The following is a 19,640-nucleotide window of genomic DNA, read 5'->3' as shown; positions in this document are numbered from 1 at the left end:
TCAGTTGGACCCATCCGCAGGTGCGTCAGCTGGTTTCGGGGCTGCCGCGGGAGCGCCACCGCCGGGAAGGGTCTCGAGTCCGATCTTCTTGAAGCCCGCGCTGTTGATGGCGCCCAGAACTTCGGCAATCGGGCCATAGGTTGCGGCGAGATCGCCGCGCACGCGGATTTCCTTTTCGGGATCGACGCCATAGAGCGCCTTCAGCTTCTCGGCGAGCTGCTCCATGTTCATCGGCTCTTCCATGAGATAGATGGAACCGTCGGGCCGGATCGACACGCTCAAGGGTTCGACCTGGCTGGTGAGCGGCTTGGCATCGGTCTTCGGCAGGTCGATGGGAACGCCCACCGTCATAAGCGGCGCCGCGACCATGAACACGATCAGCAGCACGAGCATCACGTCGACGAGCGGCGTCACGTTGATGTCGCTCATTACACCGGCACCGCTGCGGCGCCTTGCGTTGCGCCGCTGGTAACCGCCCTTAGCTCCCCCCGCCGAAGCGCCCATCCCTACACCCGTTCGTCAAGCTGGCGAGAAATGATCGCCGAGAATTCATCCGCGAAATTCTCGAGACGTGCACCGATCTTCCCCGCATCGGCGGTGTACATATTGTAGAAGATTGTCGCAGGTATGGCGGCAACAAGGCCGATGGCCGTGGCGAACAGGGCCTCAGCGATACCGGGCGCCACCACGTTGAGGCTGGTGTTCTGGGAGTTCGCAATCGCCTGGAACGACACCATGATGCCCCATACCGTGCCGAACAGGCCGATGAAGGGAGCAGCCGAACCAGTCGTGGCGAGGAAGAGAAGCCGCGACTCGACGTCGTGCATTTCCTTCTGGATCTGCACGTCCATCACCTTCTCGATGCGCTTCTGAACGCCCTGGAACCCGGCCCTCAGCGCTGCATCCTGGCTGCGCTTCCACTCGCGCATGGCCGACATGAAGATGGCGGCCAGCCCGACACTGTTGCGATTGCCCATGGAAAGGTAGAGGTCCTCGAGCGACTGGCCCGACCAGAAATACTGTTCGAAGCGGTCGTTGGCGGCGTTCATCTTGCGGACCGCGAAGAACTTCTCGATGATGATCGCCCAGCACCACACGGAAGCGAGAGCCAGGCCAAGCATCACGAGCTTGACCACCCAGCTTGCCTGAATGACCAGGTGCCACAGGGAGATTTCGCCTCCCGGGGCCGCGGTAACTGCAAACGCTATCATCCTGTCCTTCCATCACCCGCGAGGCATTTTTTCCGCCTTCGTGGCCATCCTGCACTGTCTCTTGTGGGAGAGAGCGCCGTGAAACATGCGAAATCTGTCGAAACTGCGGCGATTCGGATGCGATCCCCAACTGGCCGCGCAGCCGCGCCATCGCTAGCCCGCCACACCTTCACATGAATCAAACATGGTTAAGGGATTGTTACGATTGTGAATCCGGAAATGACTTGAGACGCTCTGCCATGAAATCGGGCAGCCGCTTTGGCCGTCCGCGCCCGTCGATCAGGGCCACAGTGACCAAAGCCTTGAACTGAGTGTTGCCGTTCAGCATCACCCGTTGCTGGAGTTCGAGGCGGGCGCCGGCCATCTCGATGAACCGCGTCTCGACTTCGAGGAGATCGTCAAGGCGGGCGGGTTTGAGGAAGTCGCAAGTCATGCGGCGGACCACGAAGAACATGTCCTCGAGACTGTTCTGGTGGATGCCCAGAATGCGCAGGCAGTCGGAGCGCGCCCGCTCGCAGAACTTCAGGTAGTTCGCGTGATAGACGACGCCGCCCGCATCCGTGTCCTCGTAATAGACGCGGACCGGGAGCACATGGACCGACCCCTGTTGCCGCCCGGCCAGATCGGGCCAGCGCTCAGTCATCGCTATCGTCCAGCGGCAGGATGCCCTGCGTGATCGCCGGGTCCTGCGGAACGGCGAGGCCCAGATGGCGGAAGGCGTGGGCCGTCAGCAATCGCCCACGCGGTGTGCGGTTGAGGAAGCCCAGTTGCAGCAGATAGGGCTCGACGATGTCTTCCAAAGCATCGCGGGCCTCGGAGAGCGAGGCGGCGATGGTGTCGATCCCCACCGGCCCGCCGCCGAAGTTGATGGCGATGCTGCGGAGATAACGATGGTCGAGCGAGTCGAGGCCCCGGGCATCGACGTCGAGGGCGGAGAGCGCCATGTCTGCGAGCTTTGCGTCGATGACCTCGATTTTGGACACCGCCGCGAAGTCGCGCACGCGGCGCAGCAGCCGCCCCGCAATGCGTGGCGTGCCACGCGCGCGCCTTGCGATCTCGCGCGCGCCATCTTCCGAAATGCCGATCTGCATCACGCGGGCACCCCGCTTCACGATGTCGAGCAATTCCACTTCCGTATAGAAGTCGAGACGCACAGGAATACCGAAGCGGTCGCGGAGCGGCGTCGTCAGGAGCCCGGTGCGCGTGGTAGCGCCGATCAGCGTGAACTTGGCGAGGTCGATCTTCACTGATCGTGCTGCCGGCCCCTCGCCGATGATCAGGTCGAGCTGAAAATCCTCCATCGCCGGATAGAGCACTTCTTCCACGGCCGGATTGAGCCGATGGATTTCATCGATGAAGAGCACGTCGCGCTCTTCGAGATTGGTAAGCAACGCTGCAAGGTCGCCCGCCTTGGCGATGATCGGGCCCGACGTCGCCTTGAAGTTCACGCCCAGTTCGCGCGACATGATCTGCGCCAGCGTCGTCTTGCCAAGGCCCGGAGGCCCCGCAAACAGCACATGGTCCAACGCCTCGCCACGGACCTTGGCCGCCTCGATGAAGATCTTGAGATTCTGCTTGGCCTTCGACTGGCCGACGAATTCGTCAAGTTTCTGCGGCCTCAGATGCGTGTCGATGGCATCCTCAGGCACCATTTCGCGGGTGGTGATCTTGGTGGTCATGACGACGCCGTCCGCCAATAGGTGCGGATGATCAGCCAGCAGAGGAGTGTGGGCACGACATGCACAAGGACCATGACGGGAAGAACCTCCCCCTCATCCGCAACGCCAGCGAGATAGGCGCCCGCGAAAACCACGGCACTCACCAGCAATGCAATCCTCAGCGAAGGCCTGCCCCTCGCCATGCCATAGGCAGCAAAGGCCAGTCCCGTCGCGGCGGCCTGCAAGCCGCCGATGAGATAGGAGAAAGGAACCGCGAAAAGCCCCAGAAACAGTGCCGACATCAGCGCCTCGCCGATGCCGGTTCCGGGCGCGTGCGGAACACCGCCCAGCCCGGGATTCAGGGTGAGGGCCAGCGTGAACACCAAGCCGCCGATGGGTGGTCCCAGCGCGAGACAAGTGAAGAACGTGGCAATCGCCTCGCCCCATGGCTTCCGGCTGACAGGCGGGAAAGAGACGTCGCTCATGCCAGCGCCAGCTCCTTCAGCGCCAGGCGGATCAGTTTTTCCGTAGGCTGATCATCTCCCGACTTCCTCATCGCGGCGGAAACGGCGGCACCCGCCTGCGCCTGCCCATAGCCAAGGTTGACCAGCGCCGACACGGCATCAGCGGCAGCCGTGGGGCGCGGGGCATCGAGTTCGGCAGCGAGCTTCGAGAGTGAGGCATCGGCGACCGCGAAGGCTGGAACCTTGTCTTTCAGTTCCAACACGATCCGCTCGGCCAGCTTCTTGCCCACGCCATTGGCGCGGCCGATCATCGCCTTGTCCTGCAACGCGATGCAGTTGCCGATCTCCGCCGTAGACAGCGTCGAGAGAATTGCGAGCGCAACCTTGGTGCCCACCCCCTGCACCGATTGCAGCAGCCGGAACCATTCGCGCTCCGACACGCTGGCGAACCCAACGAGCCGGATCATGTCCTGGGAAACCAGCATTTCAGTGTGGATTTCGGCGAATTCGCCTTGTCCGGGGAGCGAGCCCAACGTTCTGGACGAGCACGAGACATGATAGCCCACACCATTAACGTCGATCACCAGCCAGTCGGCCCCGGTGGCGTCGATCCGTCCCTTCAGCTTGGCTATCATGGCGTGGCCCTCACCTGATCCTTGCTAGAGGCAGCACGAGAACAAGTCAAGAACGCGCCAGCATTTCGGACAACCGGTGGCTGCCGCGATAATGCGCGTGGCAGATGGCAACCGCGAGCGCGTCAGTCGAGTCGGCGCTGCGCATCCGGGCCTTCGGCAGAAGCAGTTTCACCATGTGCTTCACCTGGTCCTTCTCGGCATGTCCCGCGCCGACAACAGCCTTCTTCACCGTGTTGGGCGCGTATTCCGAAACAGGCAGCTTCAGCATGGCAGGCGCCAGCATCAGCACGCCGCGCGCCTGCCCCAGCTTCAGGGTGGCCCGCGCATCGGTATTGACGAAAGTTTCCTCTACCGCCGCCTCGTCCGGCTGCATCTCGCGAATGACATCGATCAATTGCGAATGGAGTTGCAGCAGGCGCTCGGCCAGCGGCGCGTCGCCTTCGGAATGGATCGTGCCATCCGCCACGTAGGACAGCCGCGAACCTTCCTGCGAGATGACGCCCCAGCCAGTGTTGCGGAGTCCCGGATCGATGCCGATGATTCGTACCATCGGCTGAAGTTACCAGATCATTCCGGGTTGAGGGCTGCCATGATCTCGTCCGAGATATCGGCATTGGAAAAGACCACCTGAACGTCATCGTCCTCATCCAGCGCGTCGACGAGCTTCAGCAGCGTCTCCGCCTTCTCCTGGTCGATGGGCGTCATGGTCTGCGGCTTCCACACCACCTTCACCGTCTCGGCATCGCCGAACCTGGTGGCCAGCGCGGACGACACCTCGCCGATCGATTCGAAGGCGCAAGTGATGGTGTGGCCAGTCTCGTCGGAGGTGACATCATCGGCGCCCGCGTCGATCGCCGCCTCCAGCATTGTGTCGGCGGAGGCCTTCGCTGGCGGATAGACGATCTCGCCGACGCGCGCGAACATGAAGGCAACCGAGCCGGTTTCCCCCATGTTGCCGCCGTACTTCGCGAACAGCGAGCGCACGTTGGAGGCCGTGCGGTTGCGGTTGTCTGTCAACGCCTCGACGATGACGGCAACCCCACCCGGCCCATAGCCTTCATAGCGGACAGCATCATAGGTCTCCCCCTCGCCGCCCGACGCCTTCTTGATGGCGCGTTCGATGTTGTCCTTCGGCAGATTCTCTGCACGTGCATTCTGGATGGCGAGCCGCAGCCGGGAGTTGGCGGCTGGATCGGGAAGCCCGGCCTTCGCCGCGACGGTGATTTCACGCGACAGCTTGGAGAAGCTCTTGGCGCGGATCTTATCCTGCTTGCCCTTACGGTGCATGATGTTCTTGAATTGCGAATGACCGGCCATGAAACTCCCTCGGCGTCTGGAAAGACTGGATTTGGGACCGCCTTATAGACAGGGGTGGCCCAATGAAACAAGCCGCTTAACCCGGCATTAAGCCAGCCTGCGCAAAGCTTGCACCGTCAGTTGGCTTTGGGAGTTTCCGGGAATGACGCTGGGACGCGGATCGGTAAGTGAACTTTGTTATGCGGCAGAAGGCATGTCGGGCACTGCTGCGGCAAGTTCGCTCCGCAAGCTCGGAAGCCTCGCCAGCAGCGCGCCCACGGGCCGGCTTTTCGGCGCGATCTCAACCCTTTCCGACATGTCGGCCAAGGCCACGAAGGCGCTCGAAGACGGCAGCCGCGCGCTCGATGCGGGCGATGACCACAAGGCCGCCGTCAAGCTGGCGCGCGCCGTGACCCATATGGATGACATGGCGACGGCAGCAACCGGAACCGCAGCGGCAGACGGCACACCCGCCTTCCTGCGCAAGGCCCGTTGAGATACCCTCAGACCTGAACGCCGCGCAGGCGTTCCGAGCGCCGGCGCAGCATTTCGACCGTCACCAGCATCGCCGTCGAGATCAGCACCAGCACGGTGGCAGCCGCCGTGATGGTAGGTGAGATCATCTCGCGGATGCCGGAGAACATCTGCAGCGGCAGAGTGCGCTGTTCGGGGCTCGCCAGGAAAAGCACCACGACCACCTCGTCGAACGAGGTTACGAAGGCAAACAGCGCGCCCGAGATCATGCCCGGCAAAATGAGCGGCATCACCACCTTGAAGAACACCGTGTGGGGAGCCGCACCACATGATGCGCCAGCGCGCATCAGCGTCTTGTCGAAACTCGACAGCGTGGCGGTGACCGTGATGACCACGAAGGGCGTGGCCAGCGCGGTATGTGCGAGAACGACGCCGAGGAGCGTGCCGGCGACTCCCATCTGCGCGTAGAACTTGAACATGCCGACGGCGGAAATGATCACCGGCACGATCATCGGCGAGATCAGCACCGCCATCACGCTTGCCCGCGCCGGAAAATTTGCGCGCGCTAGGCCCAGCGCCGCGAGGGTGCCAAGGAATGTCGCGAGGATCGTCGTTGCGATCGCGATGAAGAAGCTCATCTTCAAGGCGCCCGTCCAGCGCTCGTTGAAGAAGAAGTCCTCATACCATCGGAGCGAATAGCCGGGCATCGGATAGCTGAAGAAGGTCTCCGAATTGAACGACAGCGGCATCACGGCGATGATGGGCGCGATGAGGAAGAGCAGGACAACGCCGACGAACACCCGCACGGCGTAATGCGCGACCTTCTCTCCGGTGGTGAAATAGGATGGAACGGCCATGTCTCTTACCCCAGTTTCATCCGGTCGATGCCGATCAGCTTGTTATAGACATAGTAGAGGATGAGCGTCGCGATGAGCAGGATGACGCCGAGAGCCGAAGCCTTGCCCCAGTTGTTCTCGGTATTGATGGCGCTGGCGATGAAACCCGACACCATCTGGTCCGTCGGCCCGCCAACCAGTGCTGGCGTGATGTAGTAACCGAGGCACAGGATGAAGGTGAGGAGGCAGCCTGCCGCGACTCCCGGCAGTGTCTGCGGCATATAGACTCTCAGGAAGCAATAGAATGGCGTGCCGCCCAGCGATTTCGCCGCGCGCATGTAATTGGGCGAGATGGTCTTCATCACCGAGTAGATCGGCAGTAGCGTGAAGGGCAGCTGGATATGCGTCATGGCGACGATGGTCGCAAAGCGCGTCTTGAAAAGCTGCGGCGTGCCCTCAACGAATCCTGTCACGTTGAGCAGCCAGGTAATGCCCGTGATGTTCAGGAACTGCGCGAAGACGCCGCCATCCTGCATCAGGATGGTCCATGCCGTGGTGCGGACGAGAAGCGATGTCCAGAATGGCAGGAGCACGAAGATCATCAGGATACTCGCTGTCTTCTGCGGCGTCGTCGCCAGCATGTAGGCGACGGGATAGCCGAGAATGAGCGTTGCAATCGTCACCAGCAAGGAGATGCCCAGTGTACGGATCAGGATGTCGATATAGATCGACCGGTCGGCCGGAACCGACTCGACCGAGCCATCGGCACCCTGCCGCATGTCCACCATGGCGAGAAGATAAAATGGTGTATAGACGGAGGACGACCGTTTGATCGTCGCCCAGGTATCGGGATTGCCCCATACCTTGTCCATCCCGATGACGGCCTCCTTGTAAGGTCCGGCCTCAAGCGCCTTCACCTTTCGCCCCGTGGCAATCACTTTTGAACGGATGCCGGAAATCTCGTAGTTCAGCCGCTTGCCGATGAGCGCAATGGCATTGTCTGACTTCGGATTCTTCAGATCGGTGACGAAGGCCGCGAAGACCTCTTCCGGAGGCAGGTCCTTGCCGTCCCACTGCTGCAGCGCCGCCACGGTCGTCGGAAGGTTCTCGGCCACATCCGGGTCATAGACCGCGTTGTAGAGCATCACGAAGATGGGGATGAGGAAGGAGAGCACGATGAAGGCAAAGAGCGGCGTAACCAGCCCCAGGGCCTTGATTCTCTCGCGGCGTTCGGCGCGCGCCAAGGCAGTTTTCAGGGGCGTGCCGTCCGCCGAGCGCATCACGCCATCATTGGGCAGTGCCTGGGCCATCGCCATGATATGTGCTCCCGCATACGGGTGGAAAGAAAACGGGAAGAAGGCACGAAGCCCTCTTCCCGCTTGTTGCGGTTATTACTGGGCGAGCCAGGCGTTGAAGCGCTCGCGCAGTTCGTCGCCCTTGTCACCCCAGAACTGCGGGTCCGGATAGAACACGGTCTTGAGGTTGTCGGGAGCCGACGGCAGGTCGGGGAGGATTGCCGGATCGACAAGCGGAGCGGAGTCCTTGTTGGCCGGGCCATAGGCAATATACTTGGTCTGGTCGGCCATGCGCTGTGCGTCCGACGCGAAGGCGATGAAGCGATAGGCGCCATCGAGCTTCGGCGTACCCTTCGGGATTGCCCACCAGTCCCAGTCCGGAGCCTGGAAGTCCCAGATGATCTGGAAGGGCTTCTTGTCGGCCTTGATCGCGGTGTCGAAACGGCCGTTCCACGAGGTCGTGAACACCACCTGGCCATCGGCCAGCAGCTGCGGGCCCTGGGCGCCCGATTCCCACCAGATGACGTCCTTCTTGATGGTGTCGAGCTTCTTCAGGGCGCGTTCCACGCCTTCATCGGTGCCCAGCACCTTGTAGACGTCAGCCGGAGCGACGCCATCGGCCATCAGCGCCCATTCCATGTTCACGAAGGGGCTCTTCTGGAGGCCGCGCTTGCCGGGATACTTCGCCGTGTCGAAGATCGCTTCGAACAGGCTCGCCGGAGCAGCCGTCTTGGTCGTGTCATAAGCGGCGACCGTCGAATAGAGAATGTTCGGGACGGCACAATCCGTCACGTCGCCGCCGATAAACTTCGAACGGTCGAGGCCAAGCTTTGCCCAGTCGATCTTCTCGAAGGTGCCTTCGGCGCAACCGGCCAGAGCCGTCTGCGTGTCGACGTCGACGACGTCCCACGTCACGGCGCCGGCTTCCACCATGGCGCGGATCTTTGCGATTTCACCATTGTACTCGGCTTCGGTGATCTTGTTGCCGGCGGCAATGAAGGGCTCGTAGAATGCCTTGCGCTGGCTTTCCGAGTAGGAACCGCCCCAAGACACGACGGTGAGTTCATCGGCGGCCTTCGCCTGAACGGCGAACATGGCTGTTCCGGCCATCAACGCCGCACCAAACACTGTAGCGAATTTCTTCATACGTCTGCTTCCTCCTGATACGCCGGCATTCCGGCTTCAAACTTGAAAGGGAGGCTGCAGATCCGCCTGCACGCCTTCTGAGGCGCGCCTGACGGAAATTCGATTCCTCCCCATATTCTCACGCTTTCCTGGCTTTCCGGCACTGCTCGCAACCCTGTGCGGAACACCGGTGCAGCCAATTGTTTTTATAAGCGCTGCACAAGATACTAGCGGCTTTTTTGCGTCCGTCACTAGAGTTTTTTTGGCATCTGCCGGGAATTCGAGTCATGCCGCATTTCACGGCACTTCAATTTCCCAAGCGGAAACGATGGCCTGCGATAGCCTGCCGCCCACGCGGATCGGCGCAACCATGCGGGCAAGGCCCGTGGCATCGTCGGTCTCGACCGCAACGCCGCAGATCGTTGCGGGGCCTTCCGCCGGGCGCATGCGCTCTACCGGCAGCTTCCGCAGGAAACGCTGGATGGGCTCCGACTTTTCCATGCCGATGACGGAATCGAAGTCGCCGCACATGCCGGCATCCGACATGTAGGCCGTGCCGCCGGGCAGGATCTGGTGATCGCCCGTCGGCACATGCGTATGCGTGCCGACGACGAGGCTGGCGCGGCCATCGCAGAAATGCCCGAAGGCCATCTTCTCCGATGTGGCCTCGGCATGAAAATCGATCAGCACGGCATCGCAGGCCAAACCCATCGGGCAGGCCTCGAGTTCACGCTCGACCACCGGAAACGGATCGTCCAGCATCGGCTCGATCATCACGCGGCCCATCGCCTGCAGCACCAGCACGCGGCGGCCAGAGGGCGTATCCACCAGCGCGGAGCCGCGGCCGGGGCAGCCCTTTGGCCAGTTCACGGGCCGCAGCAGGTTGGGGTAGCGTTCGATGAAGATCAGCGCGTCCCGCTGGTCGAAGGAATGATTGCCGAGCGTCACGACGTCGGCGCCCGCCGCGAGAAAGCCGAGGAAGATGTCCTCGGTGATGCCGAAGCCATGCGCGGCATTCTCGCCGTTCACGACGACGAGGTCGGGCCGGTAGCGTTCCCGCAGCAGGGGCAGCTCGCGCGCGATCGCATCGCGTCCGCTCCGCCCCACCACGTCTCCCAGAAAGATCAGCCGCACGCGAAGGTCTCTTCTTCCGTCATCACATAGTCGAGCGGCGCGTCATGCTCGCCCAGCGGCACTTCGTCAACCATCTGTGCGTGATAGGCAACGCCGATAGCCACGACGGTCTTGAAGGCGCGAAGCCTTTCGAGCGTCCGGTCATAGAATCCGCCGCCATAGCCGAGCCTGTAGCCCCGCCTGTCGAAGGCCAGCATTGGCACGAGAAGCACGTCCGGAAACATTTCCGGCGAATGATCAGGGGGAATGGGAATGTCCCACACGCCCGGCACCAGCGCATCACCCGGCTTCCACGCGCGGAACACCAGCGGCTGGCCCTGTTCGATCACCACGGGCAGGCATGTCTCCCAGCCCTGCCGCCGCAACGCGTTCATCAGCGGCACAGTGTTGATCTCGCTCTTGTAGGGGATGAAGCCCGAGACGATCCTGGAGGCGAAGGGCAACCCTTGCGGCAGGCCACGCTCCGCCAGGGCAATGCCAGCGCTGTCCTTGAGGGCCTCATGGGCCTCCGCCCGGCGCTTCGAGGCGGCGCTGCGCGCCTTGCGCTTGATCTCGGCGATGTCCATGAAAACCCTCGGGCGGCCAGGAATGGAAGTGGCGAGCCACCATGGGCCGTGTTGAAGACTGACGATCCCGGGTCCCTACAGTTGTAGGTGGGCGCCGTTTGGACAAGGCCACGGCCAAGCCCAGGGACAGCTCCCATTCAGAATCGCATAGGCCCCAGGGAAAAAAGTCCAACACGCACCGGGCAGCCCGCCGGAAGCCAATCTAGGGAGGCATCGGGCAATTGTCCATGAATGGATCGGTGACAAGGATCAGTATCCGGACGCCGATCCGGCGGACCGGCGGTCGTCGTGCCCGCCATAAATCAGTCCCGGCTCCAGCGTGGACTTGGCAGCAGCATCGTTTCCGGAACTCTCAACCCCTTCCTTCGGCACCGGAGCCACCAGAATTGCTTCCGCCGCTCCCCATGGAGACTGCTCGACGATCTTGTGGCCCTTCGCTTCGAGATTGTCCCGCGCATCCGGTGAAATCGCGAAGGGCTCGGCCGAGATCTGGTCGGGCAGCCACTGGTGGTGGATTCGCGGCGCATTCACAGCCTCCTGGATCGTCATGCCGTGCTCCACGACGTTGAGGAACACCTGAAGCACGATCGAAATGATTCGTGAGCCGCCGGGACTGCCCATCACCATGAAGACCTTGCCATCCTTCATCACGATGGTCGGGCTCATCGAGCTCAGAGGCCGCTTCCCCGGCGCGATTGCATTGGTCTTGCCCTGCACCAGCCCGAAGAGATTGGGAACACCGGGCTTCACTGTAAAATCATCCATCTCGTCGTTGAGAAAGAAGCCCGTGTCGCCTGCGATCACCTTGGCGCCGAACAGCGCGTTGATGGTGTAGGTGACGGACACCGCATTGCCCTTTCCGTCGACGATCGAATAGTGCGTCGTCTCGGTGCCTTCATGCGGCGCCACGCCGGGCTGCACGTCTTTCGATGACGTGGCCTTCGCCAGATCGATCCGTTCACGGATCAATGCGGCATAGTCCTCCGATAGGAGCCGCTCCAGCGGATTGTTGACGAAGGCCGGGTCGCCCAGCTGGAAGTTGCGATCAACGAAGGCATGCCGCATCGCCTCCGCCATCACGTGCAAGGCTCTGCTCGAATTGAAGCCGAACTCGGCGATGGGATAGCCCTCGATGATATTGAGGATCTGGCAGATGGCGGTGCCGCCGGAACTGGGCGGCGGCGCCGAGATCAGTTCATGGCCGCGGTAGTTGCATCGCACCGGCTTGTCTTCCGTCACGGTGTATGATTCGAAATCCTGCTTCGACAGGATGCCACCCTGCGCCGCGCTCGCCGCGACAACCCGGTCGGCAATCGAGCCCTTGTAGAAGGCATCCGGCCCCTGCTGCGAGATCAGCGTCAACGTGGCCGCAAGGTTCTTCTGGACCAGCAAGTCTCCGGCGGCCCATAGCTTGCCGCCGTTTCCATAAACACTTTCAACATTGGGCTGCCCGGCAAAACCCTTGGCGGACCCGTTGAGAATATCGGCATCGCCCTGCGTCAGGGCGAACCCCTCCTCCGCGAGCCGGATCGCAGGCGCCATCACCGTCGCGCGCGGCAGCGTGCCATATCTGTTTAGAAGCGTGTCGAGACCCAGCACCGTGCCGGGAACCGCGACGGCGAGATAGCCATTGAGACTCAGTCCTTTCACGACCTCGCCCTTGGCATCGAGATACATTGTTTCAGTCGATACCAGCGGCGCCTTCTCGCGGAAGTTCAGGAACACATCGCGGCCATCCGCCAGACGCAGCGTGGCAAACCCGCCGCCGCCGATGTTTCCGCAGCACGGGTTCGTCACCGCCAGCGCATAGCCGACAGCCACCGCGGCATCGATGGCATTTCCGCCTTGCCGCATGATGTCGACCCCGACATCGGACGCAATGTGCTGCGACGTCACCACCATGCCGTTTTCCGCCGTCACCGGCGCGCGGGTATAGGCCAGCGCGGAAGGGAGAGAAGGAAGACTTATGACGCACAGGCCGAGAACGAGAACAAGCTTCAGGCGAAATGTCGTCATGGCAAGGCGCTCCGTGAGGTGAAGTCACACCACGGCCAGACTAACACCAAATCGAAGCTGTTACTTGCCCAAACCCCGGGCCAGCGCCTCAAGCCGTTTCGAGGCGGCATCGAGCCTCAGGCCGAAGGCTTCCTCAAGCGCCTGCGTCTCGATCTGCGCGGCGGTCTTCGCCTCGCGCAGGCCCGCAACTTGTTCTTCAAGCGACTGGATGCGCTGGATGGCCTCCGACAGCCGGTCGGCCACCATGAGGCCTGCCATCACCAGCATGCGGATGTCGCCCACGTTGCCGACGCTATGCTTGACCCGCATCACCTCGGCGTCGAGCAGTTCTGCCAGTTCCTTCAGATGCTCTTCCTCGCCCTCGGGGCATTGCATCGTGTAGGGACGGCCGTTCACCTGAACGATCACATGGGCCATGGCATCACTCCGGGCTGTTGGAGTGGAGGACGGCACGGATACGCGACATCGCGGCATCGATCTTGCCGGCCGCGTTCTTGCTCGTGTCCACCAGTTCGGAGGCCTTCGAGCGCACGAGTTCGAGTTCATGCGCCAGCCTGGTCCGGTCGCGTTTCAGCAATTCCGACTCGCTTTCCAGTTCCTGCACGCGCCTCGCGCCCTCAACCTTGACGCTCACCGCGTCCTCGATTTGGCGCAACGCCGCCTCGAACCGCTGGAATGCTTCATCCAGTTTCTGAGTATCTGCCATCAAAGCCCCTGGTAAGATTACAGAATCTGTAGCCCACTTACCGTTACGCAGCATAGGGCCAATGCGTTCCAGGTGCAATGCGGCTGAAATGGTTTTCCGAGGGGCTTCCCTTCCGTGGTTGCAATTGACTCTGGGGCGCAAGGCGCTATCAGAAGCCCCAATCGCCAGAGCCCTCCAGAAAGCCGGACACATGACCCATTTTTCCACCGAACAGACCCGTTCCATGGCCAATGCCGTTCGCGTCCTCAGCATGGACGCCGTGCAGGCCGCCAACTCCGGACATCCCGGCATGCCGATGGGCACCGCCGACGTGGCCACCGTTCTGTTCACGCAGTTCCTGAAGTTCGACGCCGCCGACCCCCACTGGCCGGACCGCGACCGCTTCATCCTGTCGGCAGGCCACGGCTCGATCCTGCTCTACGCGCTGCTGCATCTCCTGGGCTACCAGGACATGACGATGGACGAAATCCGCAAGTTCCGCCAGATGGGCGCCAAGACGGCGGGCCACCCGGAATATGGCCATGCCACCGGCATCGAGACGACAACCGGCCCGCTGGGACAGGGTATCGCCAACGCGGTCGGCTTCGCGCTGGCCGAGCGTCACCTCAACGCCCGCTTCGGTGATGATCTCGTCGGCCACCGCACCTATTGCCTCGCGGGCGACGGCTGTCTCATGGAGGGCATCAGCCAGGAGGCGATCACGCTGGCCGGCCACCTGAAGCTCAACAAGCTCATCGTGCTGTGGGACGACAATGGCATCTCGATCGACGGCAAGATCTCGATTTCCGATTCGACCGACCAGCTCGCCCGCTTCCGCTCCGCCAACTGGAACGTCCTGAGCGTCGATGGCCACGACGCCGACCAGATCGGGGCCGCCCTCGAAGCGGCACAGAACTCCGACAAGCCGGTGCTCATCGCCTGCAAGACCATCATCGGCTATGGCGCGCCCAACAAGCAGGGCACCTCCGCCACCCATGGCGCAGCACTCGGCGCTGATGAAGTCGCCGCCACCCGCAAGAACCTCGGCTGGAGTTATGAGCCCTTCGTCATGCCGAACGACACGCTGGATGCCTGGCGCAAGGCTGGTTCGCTGGGCTCCGAAGCCCGCGCCGCCTGGAACAAGCGTCTTGCCGCATCGCCCCACAAGGCCGAGTTCGAGCGCGCCATGTCGGGCGCCCTTCCCGCCGACTTCGATGCTGTGATGGCCGCCTACAAGCAGGAGCTCGCCAAGAGCCCGCCGTGGATCGCCACGCGCAACTCATCCCAGAACACCCTCGACGTCATCAACGCCGCCGTTCCCGAAACGGTAGGCGGCTCGGCCGACCTCACCGGCTCGAACAACACCAAGTCCAAGGACATGAAGCCGCTGACCTCTGCCGACTACGGCGGCCGCTACGTCTATTACGGCATCCGCGAGCATGGGATGGCCGCGGCCATGAACGGCATGGCGCTCCATGGCGGCATCATTCCCTATGGCGGCACGTTCCTGGTCTTCACCGACTATTGCCGCCCGTCGATCCGCCTGTCCGCGCTGATGGGCATTCGCGTGATCTACGTGATGACGCATGACTCGATCGGCCTCGGCGAAGATGGCCCCACGCACCAGCCCGTCGAGCATGTGGCAGCGCTCCGCGTCATGCCGAATGTTGCCGTCTACCGTCCCTGCGATGCGGTCGAGACCGCCGAGTGCTGGCAGCTGGCCCTCCAGAACCAGAACGGCCCCGCCGTGCTGGCCCTCACGCGCCAGAAGCTGAAGCCCGCGCGCCTCACCTATTCCGCGGAAAACCTCTGCGCGCGCGGCGCCTACGAGATCGCGGGTTCGGACAAGCCCGCCGAAGTGGTGATCTTCGCGAGCGGTTCCGAAGTCGAGATCGCGATTGCCGCCAAGGAGAAGCTTGATGCGGCGGGCAAGCCCACGCGCGTCGTCTCCGTGCCGTCGATGGAAAACTTCGAGAAGCAGGATGCCGCCTACAAGGCGAAGCTGCTCGGCAAGGAAACGACCCGCATCGCCATCGAGGCGGGTGTGCGTACCGGCTGGGACCGCTTCATCGGCGTGGAGGGAACCTTCATCGGCATGACCGGCTTCGGCGCATCGGGTCCGGCCGAGACCCTTTACAAGCACTTCGGCATCACCGCCGATGCCGCCGTGAAAGCAGCGGCCAAGTAAGGAGACCAGCCATGCCCGCCTTCCGCACGCTCGATGATGCAAGTCTCTCCGGCAAGCGCGTATTGTGCCGGGTGGACCTCAATGTGCCGATCTCCGATGGGGTGGTGACGGACGCCACCCGCATCGAGCGCGTGGTGCCGACGCTGCGCGAGATCATGGACAAGGGCGGAGCGCTGATCGTGCTCGCTCACTTCGACCGACCCAAGGGCAAGGTCGTTCCGGAAATGTCGCTGAAGCCCGTGGCCATGGCGCTTGAGAAGCATCTGGACCGCCCGGTGCGCTTCGTGTTCACCGATTGGCGCGATGCGCCGAAGGTAGACGTCAAGCCCGGCGAATGCGTGCTGATGGAGAACACGCGCTATCATCCGGGCGAGGAGAAGAACGACGAGGCCTTCTCGAAGATGCTGGCCTCGCTCGGTGACATCTATGTCAACGACGCCTTCTCCGCCGCCCACCGCGCGCATTCCTCAACCGAAGGCATCGCACATTTCATTCCGGCCTATGCGGGCCGCGCGATGGAAGCTGAACTGAAGGCCCTGCAGCTTGCACTCGAAACGCCAAAGCGCCCGGTGATCGCCATCGTCGGCGGCGCCAAGGTCTCGACCAAGCTCGATCTTCTGGGCAACCTTGTGAAGAAGGTCGATGCGCTGGTCATCGGCGGCGCCATGGCCAACACCTTCCTGCTGGCACAAGGCTATGGCGTCGGCAAGTCGCTGGCTGAAAGGGACCTCGTCGAGACCGCGCGGAAAATTCTCCGGACCGCCGAGGATTCGAAATGCGCCATCCTGCTGCCGCTGGACGGCATCGTGGCGAAGGAATTCAAGGCTGGTGCCGAGAGCCATGACTACGGCATCGACGCCATCCCCGCCGACGGCATGATCCTCGACGTGGGCCCCCTGACGATCGACCGCGTGGCCTCCGCCATCGACGACGCCCATACGCTGGTCTGGAACGGCCCGCTCGGCGCATTCGAGATCGAGCCCTTCGACCAGGCGACGGTGGCCGCCGCGAAGCATGCGGCAGAGCGCACGAAGGCCGGCAAACTCGTCTCGGTGGCCGGCGGCGGCGATACGGTGGCCGCGCTCAATCACGCGGGCGTAGCCGAAAGTTTCACTTACATTTCAACAGCAGGCGGCGCATTCCTCGAATGGCTCGAGGGCAAGCCCCTGCCCGGCGTCAAGGCACTGGAGGTAACGACATGAACATCGACAAACTGAACGACATTGCCAACCGCATGGTTGCTGCCGGCAAGGGTATCCTCGCCGCCGACGAGTCAACCGGCTCGATCACCAAGCGCTTCGAATCGATCAAGCTCGACTCGACGGAAACCAACCGCCGCGATTATCGCGAGATGCTGTTCCGCTCGGCCGATGCGATGAAGTCCTATATCTCGGGCGTCATCCTGTTCGACGAGACGCTGCGCCAGAAGGCCGCCGACGGCACGCCGCTGGTCGACGTGATCAAGGCCGCAGGTGCGGTTCCCGGCATCAAGCTCGACAAGGGCCCGAAGCCCCTCCCCTTCTGCCCCGGCGAGACCGTCACCGAAGGCCTCGACGGCCTTGCCGACCGCGTCGCTGAATATGCCAAGCTCGGTGCCGAGTTTGCCAAGTGGCGCGCCGTGATCGACATCGTCAATGGCCGCGCCTCGCACAACGCCATCCACGCCAATGCCCATGCGCTGGCCCGCTACGCCGCGATCTGCCAGGCTGGCGGCATCGTCCCGATGGTCGAGCCGGAAGTGCTGATGGACGGCGCCCACGACATCGACACCTGCGCCGAAGTCACCGAATGGGCGCTCAAGGAACAGTTCCAGGAACTCTACTATGCGGGTGTCAAGCTCGAGGGCATCATCCTGAAGCCCAACATGGTGATCTCCGGCAAGAAGTGCCCGACGCAGGCCTCGCGCGAGGAAGTGGCGGAAAAGACCCTCAAGGTCCTGAAGCGCTGCGTGCCCGCCGCCGTTCCCGGCATCGCCTTCCTCTCGGGCGGCCAGTCGAGCGAAGACGCCACCGCGCACCTGCACTACATGAACGCCGCGGGCCCGCTGCCGTGGAAACTGACCTACTCCTATGGCCGTGCGCTTCAGGCGGACGCGCTGAAGGCCTGGGGCGGCAAGGCGGAGAACGTCGCCGCCGGCCAGAAGGCCTTTGCCCATCGCGCCAAGATGAATGCCCTCGCCGCCAGCGGCAAGTGGGCCCAGAACCTGGAGAAAGTGGCCTGATACCGCGCCTCTTCCTCGTCGCACCGGAGAATATGCCCGTTGCCCACCTCGTCGGCTGCCTGAAGGCAGCCTGCGCGGCGGGTGACGTGGCAAGCCTCCTCGTGCCCGGGTCCCTCGCCAGGGATCTCACCGCACCAGCGCAAGCCCTGGGCGTTGCCGTGCTCGTCTCGGGCGATCCGCGCGAGGCTCCGCGCAACGGCGCCGATGGCGTCCAGATCGACGCCACGACCGAGGACGTGGGCGATGCCCGCCAGTCGGTCGGCAAGGACCGTTTCGTCGGAGCCTTCGCCAGCGCCTCGCGGCACTTTGCCATGGAGGCCGCCGAAGCAGGTGCTGACTATCTGGCTTTCGACCAGAACGGCGCGAGTGTCGGCGGCGAGCCCATCGTCAAGTGGTGGTCCGCCATGATGGAAATCCCCTGCGTGGCCTTCATGCCGGTGGAGCCGGAGGATCTGGACATATTGCTGCCGCAGAAGCCGGACTTTATCCGCCCCGCAGACGCGATGTGGCAGGACGAGGAGTCCGCGGCGCGCATCGTGTCGGCGCTGACGCAACGCCTCGGACAAAAATGAAATCTGCCACAGCCCTCCTGGCGCTGCTCCTTTTCGTGACACCCGCAGAAGCCGCGACGCTCGATGAAGCCCGCAAGGCGCTCGACTCGGGAGACTACTCGACCGCGCTCAGTTCGGCGCAGCAGCTCGCCGACTCCGGCGACCCCAAGGCCATGACCATGCTGGGCCTCATGTACCGTCAGGGCCAGGGCGTGGAGACGAATGTCGACAGCGCCATCGACTGGCTGGGCCGCGCCGCCGAACTAGGGGACCAGACGGCGCAGCTGGCGCTCGGCATGGTCTATCTTGATCCCGTCGCGGGCCGGACCGACTATGGCAAGGGCGAAGGCTGGGTGCGCCGCGCGGCGGATTCAGGCCTGGCCGAAGCGCAGTTCAACATGGGTCTTCTCGCCTCGGGCGCCTTCGGAAACCCGCCGGACCTCGTCAACGCGGCCGAGTGGTTCCGCAAGGCCGCCGAACAGGGCCATGCCAATGCCGAGTACAATCTCGGCGTCCTCTATCTCGAAGGCAAGGGCGTGGAGAAGAACGCCATCGAGGCCGCGACCTTGATCGGCCGGGCCGCACAGAAGGGCCATGTCGATGCCATGCTGGATTATGGCGTGCTCGTCTTCCGTGGCGAGGGCGTGCAGCAGAACGAGAAGATCGGCGCACAATGGCTGGTCGTATCGGCGCGGCGCGGCAACGTCATCGCACAGAACCGCGTGGCGCGCATCTTCGCCTTCGGCAAGGGTGTTCCCCCTGACCCCGTCGAAGCCCTGAAGTGGAACATCCTCGCCACCCGCGGCGGCCGCACCGATGCCGAACTGGATTCGATGCTGGCGAAGCTGAGCGACGCCCAGAAGGCCGAGGCGCAAGCCCGCGCCGATACGTTCAAGCCAGTGACCGCAACGCCGTAGTTTCGATCACTTCGGCTGGATCAGGTCCCAACCGTTGCCATGGACATTTTCGAACACCGCCACGGTGCCATAGGCCTCTTGGCGTCTATTTTCGCGGAACCATGCGATCGCTTCGTCATAGTCCCGAACCAGACAGGTGACGGCATGAAGAGCGGCACTCATGCCTCGCCAAGCCTCTCGTCGAATCGGAACGGCATCGTCTCCTCCACCTTCACCTGCGCCATGAGCGTATCCCTTCGCTAGCGGCCGCCTGGCATTGATTTCGATGTTGGAGATAGTTGTCTGAAGAGTGGCGCGATGATCGTGTCCACTATCTGATGATGGACACCATTTGTGATGTCGGTTGGCAATGACGGTGATTTTGCGCC

At 63.0% G+C, this 19,640-nt stretch carries 23 protein-coding genes and 1 other RNA gene; 6 read left to right on the top strand and 18 right to left on the bottom strand.

Annotation, left to right across the window (positions count from 1 at the left end):
• The 8 genes from ACEW8Q_RS21925 to ACEW8Q_RS21890 form a co-directional block, all read right to left on the bottom strand.
• Entirely contained in the window at nt 1–504 is a 504-nt protein-coding gene (locus ACEW8Q_RS21925) for an ExbD/TolR family protein (RefSeq protein WP_373506201.1), read from the bottom strand.
• A 2-nt stretch (nt 505–506) separates the two neighbouring features.
• On the bottom strand, nt 507–1,211 hold the full coding sequence (gene tolQ, locus ACEW8Q_RS21920) for a protein TolQ (protein ID WP_373506200.1): 705 nt from the start codon (nt 1,209–1,211) through the stop codon (nt 507–509).
• 199 nt (nt 1,212–1,410) lie between these two features.
• On the bottom strand, nt 1,411–1,854 hold the full coding sequence (ybgC, locus tag ACEW8Q_RS21915) for a tol-pal system-associated acyl-CoA thioesterase (protein ID WP_373506199.1): 444 nt from the start codon (nt 1,852–1,854) through the stop codon (nt 1,411–1,413).
• Nucleotides 1,847–2,890 (bottom strand): Holliday junction branch migration DNA helicase RuvB, encoded by a 1,044-nt coding sequence (ruvB, locus tag ACEW8Q_RS21910; RefSeq protein ID WP_373506198.1) that lies wholly within the window; start codon nt 2,888–2,890, stop codon nt 1,847–1,849. The genes ybgC and ruvB overlap by 8 nt, the downstream gene beginning before the upstream one ends.
• A complete protein-coding gene (locus ACEW8Q_RS21905) occupies nt 2,887–3,354 on the bottom strand; it encodes a hypothetical protein (protein WP_373506197.1) in 468 nt (155 codons plus the stop codon). The genes ruvB and ACEW8Q_RS21905 overlap by 4 nt, the downstream gene beginning before the upstream one ends.
• The gene (gene ruvA, locus ACEW8Q_RS21900) at nt 3,351–3,968 is read right to left on the bottom strand and encodes a Holliday junction branch migration protein RuvA (RefSeq protein ID WP_373506196.1); all 618 of its coding nucleotides are present in this window, start codon (nt 3,966–3,968) and stop codon (nt 3,351–3,353) included. The genes ACEW8Q_RS21905 and ruvA overlap by 4 nt, the downstream gene beginning before the upstream one ends.
• Before the next feature lie 46 nt (nt 3,969–4,014).
• Nucleotides 4,015–4,518 carry a crossover junction endodeoxyribonuclease RuvC gene (ruvC, locus tag ACEW8Q_RS21895; protein ID WP_373506195.1) on the bottom strand — a complete coding sequence of 168 codons (504 nt, stop codon included), beginning with the start codon at nt 4,516–4,518 and terminating at the stop codon, nt 4,015–4,017.
• 17 nt (nt 4,519–4,535) lie between these two features.
• On the bottom strand, nt 4,536–5,285 hold the full coding sequence (locus ACEW8Q_RS21890; protein ID WP_373506194.1) for a YebC/PmpR family DNA-binding transcriptional regulator: 750 nt from the start codon (nt 5,283–5,285) through the stop codon (nt 4,536–4,538).
• A gap of 142 nt (nt 5,286–5,427) precedes the next feature.
• On the opposite strand from ACEW8Q_RS21890, the gene ACEW8Q_RS21885 reads away from it, so the two are divergent.
• On the top strand, nt 5,428–5,760 hold the full coding sequence (locus ACEW8Q_RS21885; protein WP_373506193.1) for a hypothetical protein: 333 nt from the start codon (nt 5,428–5,430) through the stop codon (nt 5,758–5,760).
• A 7-nt stretch (nt 5,761–5,767) separates the two neighbouring features.
• On the opposite strand, the gene ACEW8Q_RS21880 is transcribed toward ACEW8Q_RS21885, so the two are convergent.
• The 9 genes from ACEW8Q_RS21880 to ACEW8Q_RS21840 all read right to left on the bottom strand — a co-directional run bounded on the left by ACEW8Q_RS21880 (nt 5,768) and on the right by ACEW8Q_RS21840 (nt 13,416).
• A complete protein-coding gene (locus ACEW8Q_RS21880; protein ID WP_373506192.1) occupies nt 5,768–6,595 on the bottom strand; it encodes an ABC transporter permease in 828 nt (275 codons plus the stop codon).
• A gap of 5 nt (nt 6,596–6,600) precedes the next feature.
• The gene (locus tag ACEW8Q_RS21875; protein WP_373506191.1) at nt 6,601–7,890 is read right to left on the bottom strand and encodes an ABC transporter permease; all 1,290 of its coding nucleotides are present in this window, start codon (nt 7,888–7,890) and stop codon (nt 6,601–6,603) included.
• Nucleotides 7,891–7,965: 75 nt separating this feature from the next.
• On the bottom strand, nt 7,966–9,015 hold the full coding sequence (locus ACEW8Q_RS21870; RefSeq protein ID WP_373506190.1) for a polyamine ABC transporter substrate-binding protein: 1,050 nt from the start codon (nt 9,013–9,015) through the stop codon (nt 7,966–7,968).
• A gap of 276 nt (nt 9,016–9,291) precedes the next feature.
• Nucleotides 9,292–10,128 (bottom strand): YmdB family metallophosphoesterase, encoded by an 837-nt coding sequence (locus ACEW8Q_RS21865; RefSeq protein WP_373506189.1) that lies wholly within the window; start codon nt 10,126–10,128, stop codon nt 9,292–9,294.
• Entirely contained in the window at nt 10,119–10,694 is a 576-nt protein-coding gene (locus ACEW8Q_RS21860; protein ID WP_373506188.1) for a 5-formyltetrahydrofolate cyclo-ligase, read from the bottom strand. Before ACEW8Q_RS21860 ends, ACEW8Q_RS21865 begins: the two co-directional genes overlap by 10 nt.
• Before the next feature lie 29 nt (nt 10,695–10,723).
• Nucleotides 10,724–10,886: non-coding RNA, 6S RNA (gene ssrS, locus ACEW8Q_RS21855), on the bottom strand.
• Between the two features lie 57 nt (nt 10,887–10,943).
• Nucleotides 10,944–12,710, bottom strand: a complete 1,767-nt coding sequence (gene ggt / locus ACEW8Q_RS21850; protein ID WP_373506187.1) for a gamma-glutamyltransferase — start codon at nt 12,708–12,710, stop codon at nt 10,944–10,946.
• Nucleotides 12,711–12,770: 60 nt separating this feature from the next.
• Nucleotides 12,771–13,127 (bottom strand): cell division protein ZapA, encoded by a 357-nt coding sequence (locus tag ACEW8Q_RS21845; RefSeq protein ID WP_373506186.1) that lies wholly within the window; start codon nt 13,125–13,127, stop codon nt 12,771–12,773.
• A gap of 4 nt (nt 13,128–13,131) precedes the next feature.
• The gene (locus ACEW8Q_RS21840) at nt 13,132–13,416 is read right to left on the bottom strand and encodes a DUF4164 family protein (protein ID WP_373506185.1); all 285 of its coding nucleotides are present in this window, start codon (nt 13,414–13,416) and stop codon (nt 13,132–13,134) included.
• 190 nt (nt 13,417–13,606) lie between these two features.
• Here ACEW8Q_RS21840 and tkt point away from each other — a divergent pair, with 190 nt between their 5' ends.
• The 5 genes from tkt to ACEW8Q_RS21815 are packed head-to-tail and all read left to right on the top strand — an operon-like array spanning nt 13,607 to nt 19,272.
• On the top strand, nt 13,607–15,583 hold the full coding sequence (gene tkt / locus ACEW8Q_RS21835) for a transketolase (protein WP_373506184.1): 1,977 nt from the start codon (nt 13,607–13,609) through the stop codon (nt 15,581–15,583).
• An 11-nt stretch (nt 15,584–15,594) separates the two neighbouring features.
• Entirely contained in the window at nt 15,595–16,785 is a 1,191-nt protein-coding gene (gene pgk / locus ACEW8Q_RS21830; RefSeq protein WP_373506183.1) for a phosphoglycerate kinase, read from the top strand.
• Nucleotides 16,782–17,804: a class I fructose-bisphosphate aldolase gene (locus tag ACEW8Q_RS21825; protein ID WP_373506182.1), complete on the top strand. Its 1,023-nt coding sequence runs from the start codon at nt 16,782–16,784 to the stop codon at nt 17,802–17,804. The genes pgk and ACEW8Q_RS21825 overlap by 4 nt, the downstream gene beginning before the upstream one ends.
• Before the next feature lie 32 nt (nt 17,805–17,836).
• A complete protein-coding gene (locus tag ACEW8Q_RS21820; protein ID WP_373506181.1) occupies nt 17,837–18,376 on the top strand; it encodes a thiamine phosphate synthase in 540 nt (179 codons plus the stop codon).
• Nucleotides 18,373–19,272: a tetratricopeptide repeat protein gene (locus ACEW8Q_RS21815; RefSeq protein WP_373506180.1), complete on the top strand. Its 900-nt coding sequence runs from the start codon at nt 18,373–18,375 to the stop codon at nt 19,270–19,272. The genes ACEW8Q_RS21820 and ACEW8Q_RS21815 overlap by 4 nt, the downstream gene beginning before the upstream one ends.
• A 6-nt stretch (nt 19,273–19,278) precedes the next feature.
• Here ACEW8Q_RS21815 and ACEW8Q_RS21810 read toward each other — a convergent pair whose 3' ends face one another.
• Nucleotides 19,279–19,632, bottom strand: coding sequence for a hypothetical protein (locus tag ACEW8Q_RS21810; protein ID WP_373506282.1), 354 nt, complete (start codon nt 19,630–19,632; stop codon nt 19,279–19,281).
• Nucleotides 19,633–19,640 lie beyond the last annotated feature (8 nt).

It is taken from the genome of Aestuariivirga sp. (genome assembly GCF_041738905.1).
In the GTDB taxonomy this organism is placed as follows: domain Bacteria; phylum Pseudomonadota; class Alphaproteobacteria; order Rhizobiales; family Aestuariivirgaceae; genus Aestuariivirga.
This window is presented reverse-complemented; position numbering and strand designations above follow the sequence as displayed.

Excerpts from the sequence above, each read along its gene's own strand:
- ACEW8Q_RS21925 (WP_373506201.1), bottom strand. The coding sequence starts at position 504 with ATGGGCGCTTCGGCGGGGGGAGCTAAGGGCGGTTACCAGCGGCGCAAC.
- tolQ (WP_373506200.1), bottom strand. The coding sequence starts at position 1,211 with ATGATAGCGTTTGCAGTTACCGCGGCCCCGGGAGGCGAAATCTCCCTG.
- ybgC (WP_373506199.1), bottom strand. The coding sequence starts at position 1,854 with ATGACTGAGCGCTGGCCCGATCTGGCCGGGCGGCAACAGGGGTCGGTC.
- ruvB (WP_373506198.1), bottom strand. The coding sequence starts at position 2,890 with ATGACCACCAAGATCACCACCCGCGAAATGGTGCCTGAGGATGCCATC.
- ACEW8Q_RS21905 (WP_373506197.1), bottom strand. The coding sequence starts at position 3,354 with ATGAGCGACGTCTCTTTCCCGCCTGTCAGCCGGAAGCCATGGGGCGAG.
- ruvA (WP_373506196.1), bottom strand. The coding sequence starts at position 3,968 with ATGATAGCCAAGCTGAAGGGACGGATCGACGCCACCGGGGCCGACTGG.
- ruvC (WP_373506195.1), bottom strand. The coding sequence starts at position 4,518 with ATGGTACGAATCATCGGCATCGATCCGGGACTCCGCAACACTGGCTGG.
- ACEW8Q_RS21890 (WP_373506194.1), bottom strand. The coding sequence starts at position 5,285 with ATGGCCGGTCATTCGCAATTCAAGAACATCATGCACCGTAAGGGCAAG.
- ACEW8Q_RS21885 (WP_373506193.1), top strand. The coding sequence starts at position 5,428 with ATGACGCTGGGACGCGGATCGGTAAGTGAACTTTGTTATGCGGCAGAA.
- ACEW8Q_RS21880 (WP_373506192.1), bottom strand. The coding sequence starts at position 6,595 with ATGGCCGTTCCATCCTATTTCACCACCGGAGAGAAGGTCGCGCATTAC.
- ACEW8Q_RS21875 (WP_373506191.1), bottom strand. The coding sequence starts at position 7,890 with ATGGCGATGGCCCAGGCACTGCCCAATGATGGCGTGATGCGCTCGGCG.
- ACEW8Q_RS21870 (WP_373506190.1), bottom strand. The coding sequence starts at position 9,015 with ATGAAGAAATTCGCTACAGTGTTTGGTGCGGCGTTGATGGCCGGAACA.
- ACEW8Q_RS21860 (WP_373506188.1), bottom strand. The coding sequence starts at position 10,694 with ATGGACATCGCCGAGATCAAGCGCAAGGCGCGCAGCGCCGCCTCGAAG.
- ggt (WP_373506187.1), bottom strand. The coding sequence starts at position 12,710 with ATGACGACATTTCGCCTGAAGCTTGTTCTCGTTCTCGGCCTGTGCGTC.
- ACEW8Q_RS21845 (WP_373506186.1), bottom strand. The coding sequence starts at position 13,127 with ATGGCCCATGTGATCGTTCAGGTGAACGGCCGTCCCTACACGATGCAA.
- ACEW8Q_RS21840 (WP_373506185.1), bottom strand. The coding sequence starts at position 13,416 with ATGGCAGATACTCAGAAACTGGATGAAGCATTCCAGCGGTTCGAGGCG.
- tkt (WP_373506184.1), top strand. The coding sequence starts at position 13,607 with ATGACCCATTTTTCCACCGAACAGACCCGTTCCATGGCCAATGCCGTT.
- pgk (WP_373506183.1), top strand. The coding sequence starts at position 15,595 with ATGCCCGCCTTCCGCACGCTCGATGATGCAAGTCTCTCCGGCAAGCGC.
- ACEW8Q_RS21825 (WP_373506182.1), top strand. The coding sequence starts at position 16,782 with ATGAACATCGACAAACTGAACGACATTGCCAACCGCATGGTTGCTGCC.
- ACEW8Q_RS21820 (WP_373506181.1), top strand. The coding sequence starts at position 17,837 with ATGCCCGTTGCCCACCTCGTCGGCTGCCTGAAGGCAGCCTGCGCGGCG.
- ACEW8Q_RS21815 (WP_373506180.1), top strand. The coding sequence starts at position 18,373 with ATGAAATCTGCCACAGCCCTCCTGGCGCTGCTCCTTTTCGTGACACCC.